General features: G+C 63.2%; 21 protein-coding genes and 1 pseudogene. 7 read left to right on the forward strand and 15 right to left on the reverse strand.

What is annotated here, in order from left to right; genetic code table 11:
- Positions 1–285: 285 nt before the first annotated feature.
- The 7 genes and pseudogenes from J7I92_RS22655 to J7I92_RS24735 form a co-directional block, all read right to left on the reverse strand.
- On the reverse strand, positions 286–732 hold the full coding sequence (locus J7I92_RS22655) for a hypothetical protein (protein WP_214844137.1): 447 nt from the start codon (positions 730–732) through the stop codon (positions 286–288).
- A 749-nt stretch (positions 733–1,481) separates the two neighbouring features.
- Positions 1,482–1,811 carry a carboxymuconolactone decarboxylase family protein gene (locus J7I92_RS22660; RefSeq protein WP_214844139.1) on the reverse strand — a complete coding sequence of 110 codons (330 nt, stop codon included), beginning with the start codon at positions 1,809–1,811 and terminating at the stop codon, positions 1,482–1,484.
- Positions 1,812–2,078: 267 nt separating this feature from the next.
- The gene (locus tag J7I92_RS22665) at positions 2,079–3,524 is read right to left on the reverse strand and encodes an MFS transporter (RefSeq protein WP_311380467.1); all 1,446 of its coding nucleotides are present in this window, start codon (positions 3,522–3,524) and stop codon (positions 2,079–2,081) included.
- Positions 3,525–3,680: 156 nt separating this feature from the next.
- The gene (merA, locus tag J7I92_RS22670) at positions 3,681–5,102 is read right to left on the reverse strand and encodes a mercury(II) reductase (RefSeq protein ID WP_214844143.1); all 1,422 of its coding nucleotides are present in this window, start codon (positions 5,100–5,102) and stop codon (positions 3,681–3,683) included.
- A gap of 30 nt (positions 5,103–5,132) precedes the next feature.
- Entirely contained in the window at positions 5,133–5,552 is a 420-nt protein-coding gene (locus tag J7I92_RS22675) for a DUF6069 family protein (RefSeq protein WP_214844145.1), read from the reverse strand.
- Positions 5,553–5,564: 12 nt separating this feature from the next.
- Positions 5,565–6,056: an alpha/beta fold hydrolase gene (locus J7I92_RS22680; RefSeq protein ID WP_251040343.1), complete on the reverse strand. Its 492-nt coding sequence runs from the start codon at positions 6,054–6,056 to the stop codon at positions 5,565–5,567.
- 74 nt (positions 6,057–6,130) lie between these two features.
- A pseudogene (locus tag J7I92_RS24735) lies at positions 6,131–6,454 on the reverse strand (alpha/beta fold hydrolase); the annotation flags it as partial.
- A gap of 65 nt (positions 6,455–6,519) precedes the next feature.
- Between J7I92_RS24735 and J7I92_RS24740 the strand changes: the two are divergent.
- Positions 6,520–7,077, forward strand: coding sequence for an ABATE domain-containing protein (locus J7I92_RS24740; protein ID WP_214844151.1), 558 nt, complete (start codon positions 6,520–6,522; stop codon positions 7,075–7,077).
- 299 nt (positions 7,078–7,376) lie between these two features.
- Here J7I92_RS24740 and J7I92_RS22695 read toward each other — a convergent pair whose 3' ends face one another.
- The 4 genes from J7I92_RS22695 to J7I92_RS22710 all read right to left on the reverse strand — a co-directional run bounded on the left by J7I92_RS22695 (position 7,377) and on the right by J7I92_RS22710 (position 11,236).
- Positions 7,377–7,637, reverse strand: coding sequence for a YHS domain-containing protein (locus tag J7I92_RS22695; RefSeq protein ID WP_214844152.1), 261 nt, complete (start codon positions 7,635–7,637; stop codon positions 7,377–7,379).
- Positions 7,638–7,669: 32 nt separating this feature from the next.
- Positions 7,670–9,985 carry a cation-translocating P-type ATPase gene (locus tag J7I92_RS22700; protein WP_214844153.1) on the reverse strand — a complete coding sequence of 772 codons (2,316 nt, stop codon included), beginning with the start codon at positions 9,983–9,985 and terminating at the stop codon, positions 7,670–7,672.
- 67 nt (positions 9,986–10,052) lie between these two features.
- Complete coding sequence (locus J7I92_RS22705; RefSeq protein ID WP_311380468.1) at positions 10,053–10,892, reverse strand: heavy-metal-associated domain-containing protein; 840 nt, start codon at positions 10,890–10,892, stop codon at positions 10,053–10,055.
- Positions 10,893–11,023: 131 nt separating this feature from the next.
- Positions 11,024–11,236, reverse strand: a complete 213-nt coding sequence (locus J7I92_RS22710; RefSeq protein ID WP_214844155.1) for a heavy-metal-associated domain-containing protein — start codon at positions 11,234–11,236, stop codon at positions 11,024–11,026.
- Between the two features lie 171 nt (positions 11,237–11,407).
- Here J7I92_RS22710 and J7I92_RS24115 point away from each other — a divergent pair, with 171 nt between their 5' ends.
- From J7I92_RS24115 to J7I92_RS22725, 4 genes are all read left to right on the forward strand, one after another.
- The gene (locus tag J7I92_RS24115; protein ID WP_251040345.1) at positions 11,408–11,746 is read left to right on the forward strand and encodes a DUF4396 domain-containing protein; all 339 of its coding nucleotides are present in this window, start codon (positions 11,408–11,410) and stop codon (positions 11,744–11,746) included.
- Complete coding sequence (locus tag J7I92_RS24120) at positions 11,743–11,940, forward strand: hypothetical protein (protein WP_251040346.1); 198 nt, start codon at positions 11,743–11,745, stop codon at positions 11,938–11,940. Before J7I92_RS24115 ends, J7I92_RS24120 begins: the two co-directional genes overlap by 4 nt.
- A 31-nt stretch (positions 11,941–11,971) precedes the next feature.
- Entirely contained in the window at positions 11,972–12,151 is a 180-nt protein-coding gene (locus J7I92_RS22720) for a hypothetical protein (protein ID WP_214844156.1), read from the forward strand.
- Positions 12,152–12,289: 138 nt separating this feature from the next.
- Complete coding sequence (locus J7I92_RS22725) at positions 12,290–12,631, forward strand: metal-sensitive transcriptional regulator (protein WP_214844158.1); 342 nt, start codon at positions 12,290–12,292, stop codon at positions 12,629–12,631.
- A gap of 278 nt (positions 12,632–12,909) precedes the next feature.
- On the opposite strand, the gene J7I92_RS22730 is transcribed toward J7I92_RS22725, so the two are convergent.
- From J7I92_RS22730 to J7I92_RS22745, 4 genes are all read right to left on the reverse strand, one after another.
- Positions 12,910–13,227 carry a multidrug efflux SMR transporter gene (locus J7I92_RS22730; protein WP_214844160.1) on the reverse strand — a complete coding sequence of 106 codons (318 nt, stop codon included), beginning with the start codon at positions 13,225–13,227 and terminating at the stop codon, positions 12,910–12,912.
- On the reverse strand, positions 13,227–13,583 hold the full coding sequence (locus J7I92_RS22735; RefSeq protein ID WP_214844162.1) for a multidrug efflux SMR transporter: 357 nt from the start codon (positions 13,581–13,583) through the stop codon (positions 13,227–13,229). Before J7I92_RS22735 ends, J7I92_RS22730 begins: the two co-directional genes overlap by 1 nt.
- Positions 13,584–13,859: 276 nt before the next feature.
- Positions 13,860–14,585 carry a cysteine hydrolase family protein gene (locus J7I92_RS22740; protein ID WP_251040347.1) on the reverse strand — a complete coding sequence of 242 codons (726 nt, stop codon included), beginning with the start codon at positions 14,583–14,585 and terminating at the stop codon, positions 13,860–13,862.
- Between the two features lie 54 nt (positions 14,586–14,639).
- Positions 14,640–15,659, reverse strand: a complete 1,020-nt coding sequence (locus J7I92_RS22745) for an LLM class flavin-dependent oxidoreductase (RefSeq protein ID WP_251040348.1) — start codon at positions 15,657–15,659, stop codon at positions 14,640–14,642.
- 165 nt (positions 15,660–15,824) lie between these two features.
- Between J7I92_RS22745 and J7I92_RS22750 the strand changes: the two genes are divergently transcribed.
- Together J7I92_RS22750 and J7I92_RS22755 are read left to right on the forward strand one after the other, a co-directional pair.
- Entirely contained in the window at positions 15,825–16,412 is a 588-nt protein-coding gene (locus J7I92_RS22750) for an ABATE domain-containing protein (protein WP_251040349.1), read from the forward strand.
- A gap of 923 nt (positions 16,413–17,335) precedes the next feature.
- Positions 17,336–17,753: hypothetical protein (locus tag J7I92_RS22755; protein WP_214844166.1), on the forward strand; the 418-nt coding region annotated here is incomplete at its 3' end.

Raw genomic sequence — 17,753 nt, forward strand, 5'->3', positions numbered from 1 at the left:
GTCGGACAGCTTGAGACGGCCAAAGCAACACCAGTAACACGGGGCGGGCAAGTTGAGAGCATCCTTATGCATTCCTTGCCCGCCCCGACCGTTCGGGTCTGCTGAAATCACCCCTATATGTCCCGCTGAGGGATTCCCTTGCGGGCTGCACCACGCACTTATAGTGCCGTGAAAACCCACCATTTACCGCCGAAAGTCACGCACCTGTGAGTAGCTGCCAGGTCGATTTGGGATGTCCGTGGAGTGTCCCGACTACCGACCGATTTCGGTACGCCAAATTGCCTCTCAGCGCATGCGCTCGGCGAGCTGGTCGAAGAACTCGGCGACCATTTTGTCTGCACCGTCCTTCATCAACTCGGCCCCGCCAAACCGGTAGACCTCGTAGCCGGCGAGCCTGATCCGTCGGTCCTCGGAGACCATCTCGCTGTAGAGGGCTGGGCTCGCGGTATCGCCGTTCGCGTAGTGCTGCTTCCCGTCGACCTCGAGGACCACGCGATGTCTGCTGGAGAACAGGATGAGGAAGTCCGTCCGCTGCCGTGCCAACGGGCTGCCGCTCTGGCCAGCAGATCGACGAGCCGACTGGGTCACGGGGTCGAAGTGCAGGTAGACCTGTGGGATCAGAGCCGGGATGTCGAACTGGCCGTCCTTGTAGCGTGCCGCGTAGGCGTCGAAGACGCGGAGCTCAACCTTGTTGTTTCCCAGGGAAGCCCGCAGGCGATTGTGCAGATCCACTCCCACGTCCCGTGCTGGGATCGTGTCTTCGAAGCCCTCATGCTTTCTCCACCACTCGATCAGATTGCTGAATGTCAGGCGGTCAGCAGGGTCCCATTTGTTAGTTGGGAGGGCCCAAATAGACATCGCTCTGAGTTCACGCGGATATCAAAATCCTCCGCAGCCCGGGGCGCGGCCATCAGCAGCCGCCGCGCGGACCTAGACGACCTTAAGAACTCTCCGGCAGAACACGCGTCGGACCGGGTGCCCGTAAGCCGGTCGTAAAGCGCGCAGCCAGGCATGCTTTCTTGCATCGGTGCTAGCCTCGATACGCCCATTTCCCCCGCACGATTAAATGCACGAAGGCGCCCTAAACGCTACACTCCAAATTGTCTCGAAACGCTAGTGTTTTGAGACGGAAAGGTTTCGAGACACTGTGTTTGTGAATCCGGCAAGACATGGCGGCCTTTTCACCTTAGATGTCACAATCGGTGCCTGTTAGCCGGTTAACTACCGTTCCTGCGTTTCCGCCACGTCGGCGATCTTCCGAGGACGAAACCAGGATGCCGTTGTTCTAGGTGACAAGTATCCGCAGGGAGCGCGGCCACTCGACCTCGCGATGTTCAATCGTCGAAGCTGCAAATTGCTTCGTAGGCGTAGGCTTCGGGATTGTGGCCAGAACCCGAACCCGCCGGGCGCGGGTTCTGGCCGCTGATTAGGTACCGAGGCTAAGTAATGCAATCCGCGTGTCGCGCCTGCCTTCGCGTTACTTAGTCCCCTTCAGCGATGCTTCTCATCGCTTTCCACCCGTGGGTCACCCCACCGCCGGCACGCAGCGCGGTAGCGACCATGACAGCCTCCGCAATGTCGGCTTTGGAGGCTCCTGCGGTGACGGCACGCTTGGTGTGATCCTCGATGCAGAAGGGGCATTGTGTGGTGACCGCGACACCGACTGCGATGAGTTCCCGGACAAGGGGGTCAAGGCCGCCGGTCTTCTTGCCGAAAACCGCCTTGTCGAAAGCAAAGAACGCGGAGACCATGTCGGGCGCGTTCTCCTTCAGATCCTTCATGTACTGGGCATCTGCCTGGTGATCATGCATTAGTTGGCCTTTCGTTGCGTGGCGGTACTGCTATTGCTGGTGTTGTGGGAGGGCGGTGACCATGAGGGCGACGATGAGCGGCGGTAAGGATGAGGGCTCCGCTGCTGATGGCGGTGGTGTAGCCGTCGACGATTTTGTTTCGAGACATAAATTTCGACACCGAGTTGTGCTGGGTGAAGGATGCGGCCGCCGCGATTGGCTTGGGCTCAAATGACCAACATGCCCGCCCTGATCGTGGGCGGGCATGCCGACGTTTCGTCTCGGCAGCTAGTGGCTCGGCTGGTCGACCGCAGCCACAGCGGACTTGCCATCGGCTTGTGCCGTTGGTTTGGAGGGCAAGGTGGCCGCTGCCAGGATTCCGGCAGCTGCGAGCAGGCCCGCTGCGACCGCCAGGGCGCTGCCGTACCCGGCGACCAATTGAGCGCCCGCTGTTGCGCCGGGTTCGGACGTCCCGGTGACAGTTGCGGCGATGCCGGCCAGAACCGCCAATCCCAGGGCCACACCGATCTGCTGCGCGGAATTGAGCAGGGCTGAGGCAATGCCGGCCTCGTGGGATGCCGTGTTATAAACCGCGGCCTGGGTCAGGGCAATGATGCCGAGGCCGAACCCGAGGGCGAGGAAGAACATGGCAGGGGCAAGGTGCAGCCAGTAGCTCGTGTCTACCTGGATGAAGGAGAACCAGAAGGCTGCCGCCGCGCTAAGCAGAGCGCCCGCTGCTGCGACAACGCGCGGGGCCACCTTGTTGAGCAGTTTAGGAGCGCCGCCGGCTCCGGCGACTATCCCGGCAGCGAAAGGGAGCCAACCCGCGCCGGTCTGCAAGGGGCTGTAGTGCTGTATATGCTGGAGGTACAGGGTGATCACATAGAAGGTGCCCATGGGCCCGACGGCCAGCAACAGCATGGACGCGTACGCGCCGGCCCGGCCGCGGTCCCGGAACAAGCTCAGGGGGACCAGAGGCGTGCGGCTGCGGGCTTGCGTGGCGATGAATGCTGTGAGCAGCACCAGTGCCGCGCCGATGAGCCCAAGCCCGATCGGGTCGGCGAAGCCATCCTCACCAAAGCGGGTGATGGCATACACCAGGGCAACCATTCCGCTGGTTCCCAGCACTGCGCCCCTGACGTCAAGGCTGCCCGGGTGACGCTCGGCTCCAACAAGCGTGCGGCTGCCGAGCAGCACCAGGATGCCGATGGGGATGTTGATGAAGAACACCCACCGCCAACCCAGGGTGCCGGTCAACACGCCCCCGAGGAGCAGGCCGATCACGATTCCGATACCGGACATCGCGCCGTACAACGCCAGGGCGGCGTCCCGCGTCTTGCGCTCAGAAAAAGTCGTGGCGATTAAAGCCAGGGCATTCGGTGCGGCCAGCGCCGCCCCCAGCCCCTGGACGGCCCGGGCGCCAATGAGCGCCCCACTGTTCAGACCGAGACCGCCGACCAGTGACGCAAGCACAAAGATAACGAGGCCCGCCTGCAGGGCACGCCGGCGCCCGTAGAGGTCGCCGATCCGCCCGCCCAGAAGCAGCAGGGCACCGAACGCGAGGATGTAGCCGTTCACGATCCAGGGCAAATGCACGGCATCGATCCCGAGTTCCTGCTGGATGCTCGGCAACGCGATATTCACGATCGAATCGTCCAGCACCAGCATCAGCTGCGCGGTGGCTATCACCAGCAGCGGTATCAAACCGCTCCGCTGTCCTGCCTTTTCAGTCACAACAATTCCTCTTCTTACTGGCGGGCTCACAGTCCGCACTTTCAAAGTTGCAGCGATATACCCGCGGGGGTACATCGCTGCAGCTATACCCCCAGGGGGTATCGGAGTTCAAGCCCGCCTTTGAAGTTCGATCGCCGAGTGACGGTTTCGTTCGCGTCAGTTCTGCGTGGCAGGTGGCATTTGTGCGGCGATCCTGAGGGCTTCGGCCATTGTGAGGAAGGGCGCCCAAGTCGTCGCAAGCTGCTGGACGGTGAGGCCGGAGGCCAGCGCGTACGTCGCCGAAGTGATGACCTCTCCGGCCTCCTCCCCAACCATGTGGGCGCCGAGGAGACGGCCGGTAGCCGGGTCGGAAATCAGCTTGAGAACCCCGGAGGTCTTCCGGTTGATGAGTGCCCGGGGCACGAACGCGAGAGGGAGCTCGCGTGTCTCGAACGGTTGTCCGGCGGCGGCGGCTATGGCGGGGGTCAATCCCACTGATGCCACGGAGGGGGAAATGAACGTCACGCGGGGCAGCACTGTGTAGTCCATGGCGCAGAACTCTTCCCCGAAGGCGTTGGACACCGCGGTGGTCCCCTGGGTTGCTGCCACGTATACGAATTGCGGGTGTCCGGTAACGTCGCCGGCGGCCCAGATGCGCGGGTGGGAGGTGCGCAGGTGCTCGTCCACGATGACCTCGCCGCGGGTCCCGACGGTGACCCCGACAGTGTCCAGCTCAAGCTCGTCGGTGACCGGACGTCGCCCGGTCGCGATCAGGATCCGCTTGGCCCGAATGCGGATGGTGGTGCCGCTGGTCTCGACTGTGGCGAGGATGCCGGCATCGTCCGGCTGGACCTGTGTCAGGTTGGCCGCTGTCATGATCTCGATGTCCTCTGCCTCGAGGGCCTCGCGGAGCGCGGCGGAGATAGCGGGATCCTCGAAAGGAGCGATTCTGTCCGCCACTTCGATGACGGTGACCTTGGTGCCCAGTCTGGAGAACAGTTGTGCCTGCTCCAGGCTGATGGCGTTGGCCCCGACGACAATGATCGTTGCGGGCAGCTCTCGTATGGACATTGAAGTCGAGGACGTCAGGTAGTCCACGGTACCGATTCCTGGAATGGGCGGCACGAACGGTTGGGCGCCAGTGGCGATGAGGACGTGGCGGGCGGTGATCTTCCCGGTCTGTCCATCGTCACTGCTCAGGTTCAGGGAGACGCCGGTATCGTCGGCGCCGGAGAACGATGCCGTGCCTCGTCGGAGGGTGATGCCAGCCTGTGCTGTGCCTTGGACGTGGTCGCGCTCTCGCAGTTCTGAGATGAATGCGTCTTTGTCAGCGATCAACGATGCCAGGTCGACGGGGCCCGCAGAGGATGTGATTCCAGGGAACCGGCTACTGTGGGCGCCTGCCCGGGCGGCTGCCGCTGCCAGGAGGTGCTTTGAGGGCACGCAGCCCACGTTTAGGCAGGTGCCGCCGGGGTGGCCGCGCTCGATCATGACAACGGATCTGCCTTGGCGGCGGGCCTCCATCGCTGCGGCTTTGGCCGCGGATCCGGCGCCGATGATGGCCAGGTCGAAGGTCTCGTTTGTGGATTTGGTGTTCATGGATTCTCCTATGGTCTGGTCCCGATGCGGTCAGGACGGAAGCGGCAGCAGCCGCCGGTAGATGGGGACGGCGATCGTTGCTGGTGCCACGTGCATGAGCGCTGCGGCCAGGACGCCGGCTGTTCCGCCTTGGTCCAGCAGGAACAGATCGGGGATGCAGGAGGCCGCGACGACGGCCGGCACGAGCCAACTGAGCACCTTCCTGGGGTTTTTCGAGGCTGAACGCGTGACGGCCCAAGCCAGCGCCCCCGCCAGTACCCCGGCTACTGTCAGGACGGTGTAGGACGCGGGGTTGAGCGGCTGGAAGCCGCTGGGCGTCCCGGCGGCGCGTGCCAATAATGCGATCGTGGCATTCGCGCCGACGCTGCCCAAGATGGCGATGCAGAGCCAAACCGCAATGGACAGTGGCTTCGGCCGGGTGGATAAAGGGGCAGGGGTTGTGTCACCCATCAGTCTCACGGTTCAGCTCCAGGACTGGTCGAGGAATTCCGCGATGAGCGGCACTATCTCCTGCACGTGCGTCTCGAGGGCGAAATGGCAGGTCTCGAAGAGGTGGAGCTCGGCGCCGGGCAGGTCCCGCAGATATGCCCGGGCGCCCTTTTCAATAAAGAAGGGATCGTTCCGGCCCCAGACAATGAGGGTGGGCGGGGTGTGCCGGCGGAGCCATTGCTGCCACCGGCCGTAGCTTGCGATGTTGTTGTGGTAATCGAAGAGCAGCGAGAGTTGGGCGTCCTTCCGGCCCGGGAGCTCCAGGAAGTGCTGGTCGAGCGTCCATCCATCCGGTGCGATCAAACCGGGGTCGGAAACCCCTGTTTCATACTGGCTGCGCGTTGCGGCAAGGGTAAGAAGGTCCTGCAGTGTCCCGATGGCGGCAGGATCGCCGGCATCCATGGTGAGGATTCCGCGGGCGGCTTCTGACAGCCCTTCCTCGTAGGCGTTGCCATTCTGCACCACCAGCCCGGCGATCCACTCGGATGCCTTTCGATGATACGGAACCCGACCGGGGCGCCAAAGTCGAAGACATACATCGCAAACCGGGACAGCCCCAGCTGCCGGGCGAAGTTTTCGATGACGTCCGCGAGGCTGTCGAACGTGTAAACGAACTCCTCGGGGCCCTGGGTATGGCCGAACCCCGGCAGGTCGGGCGCGATCACCCGGTAGCGCGAGCCGAGCGCGTCAATGAGACGGAGAAACTGGTGGGATCCCGAGGGGAAACCATGGAGGAGCAGCAGGACCGGTACGTCCGCTCGCTCTGGGCGTGATTCGCGGAAAAACACCCGAACGCCGTCGACCTCGACATGGCGGTGGTCGATACGGGGAAAAAGCGGATCAAGACTAACTCCTAGTTTCATCTTTTATGCATTAGTCGAACCCGCTGAGGCTAACCCCTAAATCTGGGTGCTATAGCATTAGAGCTATGAGTGCCTTTGCCCCTTTGGTTGGGGAGCCGTTGGCTCTGGACCTGGTCAATACCCGTTTCGCGCAGGGTGACTTCCTTGCCACGCCGGAAGATCTGTGCGCCTGGTTGGTCCTACAGGGCGATCGTTGTCCGGAAGTTCTCCCGGGAAGCGTCGGCTTAGCAGAGCTGGCTGCCGTGCAATGCATCCGTGAGTGCGCGGCCCAGGCTATCGACTGTGCTCGCCGGGGCTTCCCGCTCAGGCAAGAGGACGTCGAGGCAGTCAATCGGGTGGTGCGGGGGGCTCCCTGTGTCCTCGAGTTGGTGGCCAACGCGGAAGGGATCAGTTCCAGCCGGCGACGTCTTGGCTCAACGGCGGAGCGACTGGCTGCATGGCTCGCTGAAAGCCTCGTTGAACTCCTCACGGACCCCGCGCTTCTCCGGATCCGCCAGTGCGAGGCCGAAGACTGCGTCTTGCTCTTTCTCCCCTCCAACCCACGTCGCCGCTGGTGTTCGCCCAGTCGCTGCGGAAATCGGATGCGGGTCGCCCGTCACTATCAGCGGCACAAGGCAGAATAGGCCGACCGCCGCGTGGCAGGCCCCTCCGGTGTCCTGTAGCAGCTTGCCCAAAGGCCAGATGGCAGAAGAAAAGCGGGCAGTTGATGGTGCCATCGAAGCCACCAATCACGCAGGTAGCCCGCCGGGTCGAGGCGGGGGACGCGGAGCGATGAGGCCGTGACGGTCTCCTTGGCCCCTGAAGCTCTGCGGTGCCGAGTCGGTACGGCGGCCTGCTCAACACCGCAGAGCTGAAAGTGAGGCAGAGGGCAGGGATCAGGTCATCGTGCCCGGTTGTTCTCACCTGATTGCATGCCCTCAGATCAGCAGGCTTGGGCGTACTTGTCGGGGGCGGCGTCGAACGCCGGGCCGCAACCGGCGCAGCAGAACCAGTACCGCTGGCCCTTATAGTCGCGATAGAGACCCTTGGCTTCGGCTTCGGCCTTGACCACGGGGGTGCCGGCCATGACCTGGCACAGCGCAATGTTGTTTTCGGACTGCTCAGAGCGGGTGGTCAGGCTCAGGTCGCGGGCCCGGTTGGTGGTCGTGTTGCCGCCGAAGCAGCTTCCGGTGTTCTGTCCCATGAGTGGTTTCCTTTCGGTTTGGGCGTGATGGGTTAGGCGTCCACTGGTCGCTGCTCGCGCGGGCGGGCAGGGGCCGGTGACGGGTTGGCTGTCTGGCTGGTGAAGGAGCGCAGGCGGAGGCTGTTGCTGACGACGAAGACGCTGGAGAAGGCCATCGCTGCACCGGCGAGCATCGGGTTGAGCAGGCCGAGTGCTGCCAGCGGGATCGCGGCCACGTTATAGGCGAAGGCCCAGAACAGGTTGGTCTTGATGGTGCCCAGGGTCTTGCGGGCCAGACGGATAGCGTCGGCTGCCGCACGCAGGTCCCCGCGGACCAGGGTCAGGTCTGCGGCTTCGATGGCTGCGTCGGTGCCGGTGCCCATGGCCAGGCCCAGGTCGGCCTGTGCCAGGGCCGCGGCGTCGTTGACGCCGTCGCCGACCATGGCAACGACCTTGCCTTCCTTTTGGAGCCGCTTGATGACGTCGACCTTGTCCTGGGGCAGGACTTCGGCGATGACCTGTCCGATGCCGACCTGGGCTGCGACCTGCTCGGCCACGGCCCGGTTGTCACCGGTCAGCAGGACGGGGGTCAGGCCAAGGGATTGGAACTGGGCGATGGCCTCGGCGCTGGTGTCCTTGATTGCATCGGCAACTGTGAGGACACCGCGGACCTCTCCGTCCCAAGCGACGACTACGGCGGTCTGTCCGGCGGTCTCTGCCTGCGTCTTAGCGCTGGCCAGGTCTTCGGGCATCTCCAGGGCCCAGTCCGTCAGCATGGTTTCGCGTCCGACGATCACAAAGTGACCTTCGACCACTCCCTGCACGCCCCGTCCCTCGTGGTTGGCGAACGACTCCGGGGCCGGCAGCGTTCCTACCCGTTCGGTGGCGCCGCGGGCAATAGCCTGGGCGATGGGGTGCTCGGAGGCGTCCTCCAGTGCCCCGGCGACGCGTAGCAGTTCTTCAGTCTCGGTGCCGGGTGCGGTGTGCACGCCCTGCAGGGTCATTTTGCCGGTGGTGACGGTGCCGGTCTTGTCCAGCACGATGGTGTCAACCTTGCGGGTGGATTCGAGCACTTCCGGGCCCTTGATCAGGATGCCCAGCTGGGCGCCGCGGCCTGTGCCGACCAGCAGCGCGGTCGGGGTGGCCAGGCCGAGGGCGCAGGGGCAGGCGATGATGAGCACGGCCACGGCGGCGGTGAACGCGGCGGTGGCCGGGAATCCGGCGCCGAGCCATGCGGCCAGGGTGGCCACGGCGATGGCGATGACGATGGGCACGAAGACTCCGGAGACCTGATCGGCCAGTCGCTGCACTTCAGCCTTGCCGGACTGGGCGTTTTCCACGAGCCGGGCCATCTGTGCCAGCTGGGTGTCCGATCCGACGCGATTGGCGCGTACTACAAGCCTGCCGCCGGAGTTTACGGTCGCTCCCGTCACGGCGTCGCCCTCTGAGACTTCCACTGGCACGGACTCACCGGTGAGCATTGACGCGTCCACTGCGCTGCGGCCGCTGACGATGATGCCGTCGGTGGCGATTTTTTCCCCTGGGCGGACCACGAATTCATCGCCCACGGCGAGCTGATCAGTGGGGATACGGGTTTCAATCCCGGCGCGCAGCACGGCGACATCCTTGGAACCCAGTTCCAGCAGGGCGCGCAGTGCGGCGCCGGCCTGGCGCTTGGAGCGCTTCTCGAAGTAGCGGCCGGCCAGGATGAACATGATCACCCCAGCGCCGACCTCCAGGTAGATGTTGCCCGCTCCGTTGGGCGGCGTTACCGTCAGCTCAAAGGGGTGGGTCATGCCCGGGGTTCCGGCAGTGCCCAAGAACAGGGCATAGATTGACCACAGGAATGCTGCAGCCGTGCCCATGGAGACCAGGGTGTCCATGGTGGCTGTGCCGTGGCGCAGGTTCTTGAGTGCTGCTTTGTGGAACGGCCAGCCCGCCCAGAGGATCACCGGAGCTGCCATCGCCAGCGACAGCCACTGCCAGTACGTGAACTGCAGGGCAGGGATCATTGCCATCGCAATGACCGGAATCGCCAGAATCGCACTGCCGATCAAACGGTGCTTGAGGGCCAGCAGCTCGGTATCGGGGCGGTCGGTGGCCGCTGCGCTCTGGTTCTCTTGGTTCGTGGCGGGCACGGTGGCCGTGTAGCCGGCCTTCTCGACTTCGGCGACCAGGGCCTGCGGGTCGTATCCGGCCGGGGCGTTGACGCGGGCCTTCTCGGTGGCGTAGTTCACCGTGGCGGTGACGCCCTCGAGCTTGTTGAGCTTCTTTTCGATCCGGTTGGCGCACGAAGCGCAGGTCATGCCGCCGATCTCGAGTTCGATACCGGTGTCCAGCACCTGGTACGGGGCCGGGGATTCAGACATTAGATGCTTCTTTCTGCGGATGCTGGCCCGCTCGGGCCGGTGGGGTAGATCGATGGGGTGGTCCGGGTCAGTGACCGCTGTGCCCGTCGTCAACGTTGCTATCGGCGCCCGTGTTCCTGTCGGGGATGGTTTGGGCGGGCCCGGTGGTGTCAAGGACGAACCGGGCGCTGTGGACCTGTGCGTCAACCTGGAAATCAAAGTAGAGGTAGTAGCGTCCAGGCGTGGGGGCTGTGGTGGCGAACTGCACGTCCGGTCCGGAGACCTCTCCCTTGACCGGTTCGGCCCCTTCGGGGTGCACGTGCAGGTAAGCCAGGTCCCCGTCACGCAGCGCCACAAGGTGGCCATAGGCGGCCAGGTAGGGTTCTAGGCTGGTCACAGGCTTGCCGTCGCGCGTGACGATGACCGTCAGCGCCGAGGAGGAACCAGCTGAGAGGTCACCGTTCAGGGAAACCTGGAAACCATCGATCTCGTCGGTGGTGACAGGGGCAAGGGCTTCCGGATCAAAGGTCCCCGCCACATCCACCGTCCGGGTAAGGGTCATGCCCGCGGTAGAACCGCCCGGTTTGATGTCGGCAAAGATCCGGTAGGTGCCGGCGGCCTTCCACTGCCACGGCAGGGACCAGCGGCCGGCCGGATCCATCACCGGGTGTACATGGCGGAACTGCGTGCCGTCAGAGCGCACCACTATCAGGTGCAGGTCCTTCTCATGCTCGGTCTCAAAGTCGGTCACCGGCATGCCGTCAAGGCCGCTGAACGTAAACGACAGTTGCCCGGCCTGCCCGACCACACCGGGTGCTGAAACCTCCTGCAGCACGTAGCCGCCCTGCTCCACTGCTACGCCCGGGGTTGTTGGCCCATCCGTACTGGCCGATGCTGCTTTGTGACCGCCGGTTCCGTGCTGATCCATACCGTGTCCTTCCGCTGATTGTGTCCATGCCGCTACCGTCTCTTTCGGCACGGCGGCTCCTGCTACGGCAAAGGCACCGGTGAACACCACTGCCAACCCCGCTGCGTATGCCCCCAGGCGTCCGGCAGCATTCATGCCGCCTGCACCGCCCGGTAGCCGGCCTCCTCGACCGCCGCAACGACCGCGACCTGGTCCAACGGCCGGTTGCTGGTTACGGTCAGCCTGCCCGTCAGGTGACTCACCTCCACCGACTCCACGCCGGGAATCTCCTGAACCTCTTCCCGGACGGACAGTTCGCAATGCCCACAGGTCATGCCGGTCACTTGGAATTCACTGGTGTTCATGGTCGGACCCCTCCTACTCGGATACCCCCGGGGGGTACTAACAATAAAGATAGTTATACCCCCTACCGGTATATGAGTCAAAGGCATGGCGGGAATGGTTGAGTGCTTAAAGGCGTGTATCACCAGAAATGGACATATACCCTTAGGGGGTATCCCTACGGAAGGATAAGCATGAACTCGCGCAACCGCATGGCTGCCAGTGCTACCCTGCACTGCCTAACGGGCTGTGCTATTGGCGAGATCGCGGGCCTCATGATCGGCACCGCATTGGGCCTCTCCACCGGCATTACCATTCTCCTGGCCGTCGGACTTGCCTTCCTCTTCGGCTACGCCCTGTCCACACTGCCGCTCATTCAAGCCGGGCTCGGCTTCACTGCAGCCCTCAGCGTCGTCTTCGCGGCCGACACCCTATCCATAGCCGTGATGGAGATCGTGGACAACACAGTCATGGCCATCATCCCTGGAGCAATGGACTCCGGGCTGGTCAACCCGATCTTCTGGATCGCATGATCGTTGCCCTCAGCGCGGCCTTCGCCGCAGCCTTCCCGGTGAACCGCTACCTGATCGACAAAGGCAAGGGACACGCACTGACCCACCAATACCACGAAGGTCACCAGGGCCACGGCGAGCACGGGCACCATGGCCCGTCGGGCGCCAGTAGCGGTGGGCCAGGCTCCGGCGACGATCACGGCAACCACCACTGAGCACTCCTACTAGGACCTACCGGAGCTTCCCATGAACACCAACATCCTGGCCGCCGGCTTGATCGGATTCCTGCTGGGCGGACTCGTAGTTTCGACCGCGGCTCAGCTTGAGAACAAAGGCGCTGAAGCGCCGTCGCATTCCTCCAGTAGCCACCAGATACTCGATACTGAATATGAGACGGCAAGCCTCAGGATCAGTGCGCTGCCATGAGCGGGGTGATCCGTTGGACGGCAGCCTGCATGCTGCGCTGCGCAGCTGACCCCACGGCCCAAGTTTTTAAAAATTCATCATCCTGCCGTACGCCCTCGCCGCGGGCGGCGTAAGCGACTCACACCACAAGGACGAATCATGCGCATCTCCGCCGCAAAGCTGCCGCACACCCCGGACACCGAAGCTGGGAACGAGTCAGCCCACGGCTACATCACCGACAAAGACCGGTACCTGGCACGGGTGAAACGGATCGAAGGACAAGCCCGGGGCATCCATAGGATGATCGAGGAGGAGCAGTACTGCATCGACATCCTCACCCAGATCTCGGCCCTCAACGCCGCACTGCGCGGCGTCGCCATGGGACTACTTGATGACCACATGAAGCACTGCGTCCTCGACGCCGCCCAACTTGGTGGAGAAGCCGCGGAAGCAAAGTTCAAGGAAGTCTCCGACGCCATCGCTCGTTTCGTCCGCTCCTAGTTCCCAGTTGTCGCGATCACCCGTGAGAAGCACCTGTGGTCAGGACGCGATACGTTCCCTTGATAAGTTTCTTCCGAAGCTCGGTCCGGTGGAGCAAACACACTCAGGTCCAAGGTGAAACCGTGAGCCAAACCTGGCCCACATGGGCTGATGCCCATTTGGCCTGCCCGATTTTAGCTTGGGCAAGTTCCCCCAGCCCCAACCTCCGGGCGATCCCTGTAGCGCTGGGCGTACCAAGCGCAGCAGTGACTGCCCGTAGGGGGTGACTGTGGTTCTGGCTAGTGGGTTGCGCCGAGTTCGATGAGGAGGACGCCGCCGATGATGAGGATGATGCCAAGGCTCATTAGCCACGTGAGGGGATCTTTGAAGAGGAACTTGGAAAGGACGGCGGTGAGGGCGACGCCTGCTGCGGCCCAGATTCCGTAGGCGATGCCAATGGGCATCCCATGAGCGAGGGTGAGGCCGAGCATGCTAAAGGACACCACGTATCCGACCGCAACTGCTGCGTACCAGCGTGTGTTGTCGATGGCTAGGCGGAGGCTGATCGTGCCGGAGACCTCAAACAGGATGGCGCCGATGAGGAGAAGATAGGACATCAGGCAATCTCTGCCTTCTTGTGGGCGGCCTGGGCTCCGAGCTCCACACACAGGACGCCGGCGATGATGACGATGATTCCGATGCCCATGAGGGCGGTGATCGGTTCTCCGAAGAGCAGGAGGGAGCCAACGGCAGTGAGGGCGACACCGGTAGCTCCCCAGATACCGTAGGCAACCCCGAGGGCCATACCCGTGCGGAGTATCTCGGCGAGCAGGACGAATCCGCTGAGGTAGCCGATGACAACGACGACGTAGAGGGCAGGGTGCTCGAGTGCGCCCTTGAGGGCGAGTGAGGCTGTCACTTCGACCAGGATGGCGGGAATTAAGAGTAGCCAGGCCGTAGTGGTGTTGGTCATGGGGTTGGTTCCTTGCGTGATGAGCTACTGGGTGATCTGCAGGACGAGGTGGCTCTCGTAGCCACGAACGAGGGAAAGAGTATGTCTGCAAAAGTCAGGCGATGATCCCGTCCTTCACGCTGCAGCAGGAAGCTAACGGTTGCGTAGATGCCTATTCAAGATGATTTGGGCCTAGAGGGAGGTTCTGTAAGTGATGCGTTCCCTTTCAGAATGCATCGTTGAGGTATGCCCACACGCCTGATTCGGCGGCCCGCCGACGGTGGTACGCCGGCGGGCTCAGTGCCCACTGAGCGATCGGTGTGCGGCCGATCCTAGCTCAAGATGCATAGTCCGGGCACGCTGAGTGCATGATGGCCACCGTCGCGGTACTTTCTGCCGGGTGCTGCGGCCTTGTGCGGCGGAGGTGATGAGGTCGCTCTTGGTCAGCGCCGCGTCCGTACGCAGTGCTGCGGTCCAAGTCTCGGTGTCGGTGACTGCGGCCCAGTTCGAGTGCAGCAGCGCCATGAGGGTCTCATGGACTTGGCGTGCGGGCGCGGTGCCGGCGTCGTTGGCGAGGTCGATTGCTCCGGTCGCGTCAGAGAGGACTTCGACGGCGAAGCCGAGGGGCTCGGCGGCCGCGGCCGAGGCGATCACGCAGTTGTTTGTCATGTACCCAACGAGGGTGATCGTGTCGATTCTCTGTTCACGCAACCAGGCTTCGAGGTCGGTGTCGGCGAAGATGCTGGAGAACTGCTTGCTGATGCGCTTGGCTGCTAGGTTCTCGCGGACGGCCACTTCGGGGTGATTTTGCCAGGTCGCCGATCCGGATGCGAACACCGGGGCTTCTGCCGGGAGTTCGTGCTGGACGAGCACGACAGGCATTCCGGTTTGCTGAGCGGTGTTGATCGCAGTCCGGATGCTGGCGATGGAGTCATCGCGGGCCGGGTATTGAATCGGGAGCAGGCCGTCGAAGTATTCCTGTTGGGCGTCAATGACGATCAGGGCTCGGCGCGGTGCGGTCATGGGATTCTCCGTAAATGGGGTTGGTTGTGAACGTGTGCGATGTTGGTATGGGCGCTACGGCACGGCGGCCGAAAGCGGTGCCTCCAGGCGGGGCAGTGCGTAGTGATCGGCGATCAGGGCGATCCCGCGCTGGTCGAGGGCTGCCGAGTGGCCGCCGACGACGAGCATCACCTCATCGGCGCCGGTGCGCTCGTGCAGGGCTTCGAGACGGTCGGCGACAGTAGCGGCGGTGCCATGGAAAGTGCGGCTCGTGTAGGCGTCGAGGATCTGCCGCTCCTGAATAGTGGCTTGGTAGGCCTCGACCTCGTCCGGGGGCAGGAGCAGGTAGCCTTCATTTTTGAACATGCGCAGCATCGCCATCGCCGCCGTCGCCGCCTGCCTTTTGGCCTCAACCGGGTCGTCGCTGATCGCCACGGGCACGCTGACGAGGGTGTGCGGCTCGGCGAGCACGTCGGAGGGCTGGAAGCTCTCACGGTAGAGACGCATGGCCGTGTCGATGTCAGCGTCGCCGAACTGCAACGCGAACGCATACGGCCGGCCGAGCTGCCCGGCCAGTTGTGCTGAGTACGGAGAGGAGCCCAGGACCCACACTTCCGGAGCGGTCGAGGGCGCAGGCACCCGGTTTTCCCTTGCCTGCCAGGGGCCGGGCACTGCGTGGACGTGCCGGTAGGGGTGTCCGGGAGGGAACTCGTCGCCCAGGAACCCGAGCAACTCGAGCACCTGCTGTGGGAATCCGTCGTTGGCATCCGCGCCCCGACGCAGAGCCGCAGCAGTCGCCCCATCAGTGCCTGGGGCACGTCCCAGCCCAAGATCGATCCGGCCCGGGGCGAGAGCCTCCAGCATCCCGAATTGCTCGGCGATCAGCAACGGTGCGTGGTTGGGCAGCATCACCCCTCCGGCACCAAGGCGGATGCGCGTCGTCTCAGCGATGAGGCGGGCGACCATCAACGGCGGTGACGACACCGAGGTCGCTCCCATCGCATGATGCTCAGACATCCAGAACCGGTGATAACCGCGCTGGTCCGCCGTCCGCGCCAGCGAGATAGTGCCGGCGAGCCCCTCCTCAGCGGTCATCCCCCACTCCGGTGCCGCCCGCGGAGAGCACGGACAGCGTGAACGGGGCCGTGCCGGGTGATTGACCGAACGTCATAAGAACTCCTCATGGAAAAACGTGTTTTTTGGCGTGGTTGGAGCGTAACAGCTGCCTCACGCTTAAATGAAACTGATACCATGAGAACCATGTCGAAAACACTGCTAGCAGCCGTACCAGGCGCCGAAGAGCATCCCAGCCTCGCACTGGTCAACAGCGCAAGCGAACTGCCCGGAGGCAAACGCTACGACGAATTGGACGGTCCTGACGACGCCGCGGCTTGGCTGAGAGCACACGATCTCATCGCACCGGACACTGTGCTGCACGAGCACTGCCGGGGCAGACTCGCAGCGCTGCGCGCAGACCTGCGCGATCTCTTCACCGCGCACACCACAGGGGACGTCCCCACGACAGCGGCCGTGCAAGCTCTAAATCGTGCGCTGACCTGCGCCCCCGGCGCGCTGTTGTTAAGGTTCGACCCGGAGGCAGGGTTTACCCGCAGCGCCAACCATCCCGTGACACAGGTCGTCGAGCACGTCATGGCCGTCATCGCCGACGACGCTGCCTCGCTGCTAAGCGGCGACCAAGCATCGCTTCTCGCGTCCTGTGAAGCGGACTCGTGCGAACGATTCTTCCTCCGAACCCACGCGCGACGGCAATGGTGCTCAACCCGCTGCGGCGACCGAGTCCGCGCCGCACGGGCCTACGCGCGCAAACGCGCGGTACACAGCGCATGAAATCATGTGCTGCCGAAGCCAACCTTCGGTCCGATGGGACAAGCACGCACAGCTTCAAAGTAATTTTGTGAGCGAATCCGGCCCACACATCTTCGTAGCAGGCTGCCATGATTGGTTCCGGCTCCAATGGCCGGGGGTATAAAAAGCAAAAGGGCCTGCTGGAGGTACTTCGAGGACGGTGCTGGTTAGTCTCATATCCCTTGGGTTATGCGACGTCCCACTGAGCGAACAGTCGTCTGCCTGCATATCCACAGATTTTCGGCGAGTCTCGGACGCGCGACGGCAGGGGCAATTCTCATAACTATGTCTCGCAACCTTCTGGCAAAAATCGAGTACTCATCCTTAGTTATGAAACAGGTGAGCGGGCGTCAGCCGGAGCTGATTAGTGCGGCAGCAGCCAACTGACCGGCGGCAGGCCCGATGGGCCACTGATTGACAGAGTGCAGTGAAGGAATCCGTCCCACTTTGGTTCGTAGAGACAGCCACCAGGTAGCGCTCCGGCTGCCGGAATCCGGCCCACAGCCCTGGCGAGCGCAAGAGACAACGGGGGCGACAGGTCACTGGGCAGACCGTCCATGCTGGCCAGTCTAAGTCTGGAAATAGGAAAAGGCCCCACCTCCCGAAGAGATGGGGCGCCACGTCGGGGTAGGTGCATAACGAATTATTGGGAGCCGCTCAATGCGCCTCGCTCAAGCTGGATGCTTCCTTGGAGTGAGCACTATGAATCCCTTGTGACGGAAGTTCCTAAAGTGGATAATGAGTTCAGTTCATCGGTAGCTCGGATCTCCTCCACTAGGGAGGGGATCCACCGAATACCCAGTTCCAGTGTGTTGGAACTTCGAGCTGACGGAGCTTCTGTCCTGACATTGCTGTCAGGTGCCCAGCAACGGCTAAACAGGCCGCGGCCCCAAGGAGAAGTAACCGTGAAATTCCTACCGGCAATATTGAAAAGCAAGACGTCCCGACGTGATCATTCCACCAAGAGGGCAGGTGCGGGGGCGTTGACCGCGCTGCTCCTGGTTGCGGCGTCCCTCATGTTCTCGGCCCCCGCGCAGGCCGCCGGTCCGGTCACTGTAAAGGGTGAGATCACCTGCATCAACAACGCGTCGCCCGTGGGCGTATGGGTCCAGGCACAGTCGTCTACCTCTGGATGGGCGAAGACCAAGGTGCCAATCAAGCTCGGGGGTCACTCGAAAGTCGCGTACGAGTTCAAGCTCGACCGTGGCGGTCGCTACAAGGTAAGCGTCGGGTGCGGGGGGAACAGCAAGAAGTGGGGTAAGACCCTGACTTCAGATTTGCTCACTGGAACAACTAACAATCTGGTTGGGCCCCGGTTAGCAG

This window comes from Arthrobacter sp. ISL-72, from assembly GCF_018613755.1.
GTDB lineage: Bacteria > Actinomycetota > Actinomycetes > Actinomycetales > Micrococcaceae > Arthrobacter.